The 3,037-nt window shown below is 62.0% G+C and carries 2 protein-coding genes and 1 pseudogene; all 3 read right to left on the bottom strand.

The annotated features are described in order from the left end of the window. Positions 1–370: 370 nt before the first annotated feature. Positions 371–2,029 (bottom strand): glycerol-3-phosphate dehydrogenase/oxidase, encoded by a 1,659-nt coding sequence (locus EN939_RS27605; protein WP_164748772.1) that lies wholly within the window; start codon positions 2,027–2,029, stop codon positions 371–373. Positions 2,030–2,079: 50 nt separating this feature from the next. Continuing rightward, positions 2,080–2,856 (bottom strand): DeoR/GlpR family DNA-binding transcription regulator, encoded by a 777-nt coding sequence (locus EN939_RS27600; RefSeq protein ID WP_127269804.1) that lies wholly within the window; start codon positions 2,854–2,856, stop codon positions 2,080–2,082. Continuing rightward, positions 2,853–3,037 (bottom strand): annotated as a pseudogene (locus EN939_RS27595) (FGGY-family carbohydrate kinase); the annotation flags it as partial. The pseudogene EN939_RS27595 and the gene EN939_RS27600, both read right to left, overlap by 4 nt.

Here is a 3,037-nt window from a genome sequence, read left to right as displayed (position 1 = left end):
TCCCTGCATCGCTGTCAATCCCTCGCCGGATTTGGCGCATGCACATATGGGGAATTCACAGGTCTCGCCCTTCCCGAAACGCCGGTCTGCCGGCATTTCGGCGGGCAACATCGACCTATTAGGAGGTGAGCATGTTACTCGATCATACGGCTATGTTAATTTAACGTCAATCTGTGTTATTTCGTGCCTGAGCCAGTAGAATTGCACAGCCATCGGCTATCTAATTTTTTTCTAACTAGCTGTTTCTCCATAATAATATCTGACATCGGCAAAATCCCAATCCACCTGTGAGTTGAGCGATTGGGGATGCGGCGCATCCTTAGGCAAACCGACCGGATTGCCTTGGGAAAGAGCATCGGCGACGGAATGATCAGCCCAGCCGCATCAGGTTCCGGTCCTCGAGTTCCAGGGCGGCGGCCTCGACTTCCTCTGCGAGGCGCCCGGCGCTCCAGCCCAGCGCCCGTCCGGCAATCGTCGCAATCTCCTGCAGATCCCGGCCCGTCAGTGACCCTGATATCGCCAGGGTGCTGCGGCGCATGACGATATCGGCCAGATGTTCGACGAACTCGGTGCGGACGATGTAGTCAATTTCCGATCGGCTGTAGCTTTCTGAATCCGGCAGTCGGCCCTCATCATCCGGCTCATGTGTGGCGATCTGCGTGGCTCTGGTGCCATATCGCGACAGCAGCGCCTCGAGACGCCGTTCTCCAGCGCCCGTCTCCGAGTGAGCCAGAGCCAGCCAACTTGCTCGCGCTGCAGCATCAGCCGGGAAATCCCTGCCGCCGCCGATCGGCATGGTCTGCGTCGTCACCTTGCGGCTGCGCTGCAGGCGGCCGAGCACGGTGTCGGCGACTTCCTCGGCGAAGCCGCGAAAGGTCGTCCACTTGCCGCCGATCAGCGAGATGACTGCGAAAGGTCTGTTCCGATCCGGCTCGGCGACGGGCGCCGAGTGGTCACGGCTGATCAAGCCGGGCACCGATGCATCCGAGGCCGGCAGCGGCCGGATGCCGCTATAGGCATAGACGATCTGGTCGCGCTCGAACGCCATCCCCGGCAGCAGCGTCCGTACGCTGTCGAGCAGGTACTCGACTTCGTCAGGTTCGCAGCGCACCGCGTCGGGGTTGTCGGCCTTGATGTCGGTGGAGCCGACCAGCGCCAGGCCGAGATAGTCGTAGACAAGGCAGATGCGGCCGTCATCGGCTTCGAAATACAGCATGCGTCCGGCCAGGCTTTTGACCAGCTCGTCGTGCTTCAACAGGATGTGCGAGCCCTTGGTGCCGCCGATCATCTTCGACGGCGCGCCTAGCGAATCGTTGACATCGTCGATCCATGGACCGGCGGCATTGACCACCAGCTTCGGCCGCACCGAAAAGGCCGCGCCGTTTTCCGGCTGGAAGGTCAGCACGCCATCGGCGGACTTCGCCAGCGCCGTGTAGTTCGCGCTGGCCGAGGCCTCGTTTGCCTGCAGCCCATCGAGGATCAGTTCGAGCACGAGCCTCTCGGGGTGGCTTATCTTGGCGTCGTAATAGGTGCCGGTGGCGACGATCGAGGGGGCGAGCGCCGGCATCTCACTGAGCGCCTGGCGCCGCCCGACCATGCGGTGACGCGGCATGACCTGGTTTCGCGAGCCATAGAAATCATAGATCATCAGGCCGATCTTGATCAGGACGGCGCCACGGCTGCGCGGCGCGCTGGTCGAGCCGAACAGCGTCCGCAGCGCCGCCAGCATGCCCTTGCTCCAGGAGAAGATCGGGATGACCGTTGGCAGCGGGCTGACATAGTGCGGCGCGTTTTTCAAAAGCAAATTGCGTTCGAGCGTCGACTGCGCCACCAGCCTGAACTCGCCGGTTTCGAGATATTTCAGACCGCCATGAATGAGCCGCGATGGCGCAGCACTCGTGCCGGAGCCGAAATCCGCCTTGTCGACGATCAGGCAGCTGACGCCTTGCGCGCACAGATCGCGAAACAGCCCTGCCCCGTTGATGCCGGCGCCAAGAATGACGACGTCGACCTCCCCGGCTCCGGCCATGGCGGCCAGACGCCCGGCTGGATTTTCCGTACGTATTGCTTCGCTCGAGCTCATGGCGCTTTCGTCTTGACGATGCGCAGCTTCACGCCGGCCCGTTCGAGGGCTTGCGCCCGCGCATCGCCCAGGCCTTCGGTCGCCAGCACGACATCGAAGCTGGTCAGATCATCGAAGACATGCAGCGCGATCCTATCGAACTTGGCATGGTCGATCAGAAGGATACGCTTGACCGATGCGGCCATCATCGCCTGCTTGACCCGCACGACATTGGGATCCTGGATGAAGGCGGTGGTTCCGGTGATGGCCGAAGCCGAACAGATCAGCACATTGGCGCGAAGCTGTGCCACCGCGTTCTCGCAGACGATGCCGATATAGGCGTTGTAGGTGTTGTGGTACTGGCCGCCGAGACAGATGAAGTCGAGTTCGTCGACATGGGTCAGCAGTGCAGCCGTCGCCACTGAGTTGGTGATGACGGTCAGCGGCTTGACGTCGAGCAGGAGCGTAGCGACCGCATTTGCCGTTGACGAATCGTCCAGCATCACCACCTGGCCAGCTTCGATATAATCGAGTGCTGTCCGCGCCAGAGCATCCTTTTCGGCACGGTTGACCGTCACCCGGTAGCGGAAGGCGCTTTCGTAGAGACCGGAAGGCTGAACCGTGACCGCACCGTGCAGCTTGCGCAACACGCCCTGCTGCGCCAGCCGGTCGATGTGCCGGTGGATGGTCATACGCGACACGCCGAAATGCTCGACCAGATCGTCGATGCGTACCTGGCCGAGCTTGATCACATAATCGGCGATCTCTTCGCGTCGTTCGTCGGCCTTGATCATGCGCTTCCCCCGGTGTCTGGCCGCGCCAGTTTCTCGATGTCAGGCCAATGCGGTTCGAGCGCACCGGCTATGCGGCCATAGAGGGAAAAGCGCTCGTTGAACACAGCACTCGAGGCCGGCACTGGCTCGTATTGGCGCGCGGTCATGCCGACTTGCCTGGCGCCTTCTTGCGGCGTCGCGA

It is taken from the genome of Mesorhizobium sp. M7A.F.Ca.CA.002.05.1.1 (assembly GCF_003998335.1).
Lineage (GTDB): Bacteria > Pseudomonadota > Alphaproteobacteria > Rhizobiales > Rhizobiaceae > Mesorhizobium.
The sequence above is the reverse complement of the archived record's forward strand: the minus strand, read 5'-3'. Positions and strand labels throughout refer to the sequence as shown.

Coding starts and splice junctions, on each gene's coding strand:
- EN939_RS27605 (WP_164748772.1), bottom strand. CDS start 2,029: ATGGCCGGAGCCGGGGAGGTCGACGTCGTCATTCTTGGCGCCGGCATC.
- EN939_RS27600 (WP_127269804.1), bottom strand. CDS start 2,856: ATGATCAAGGCCGACGAACGACGCGAAGAGATCGCCGATTATGTGATC.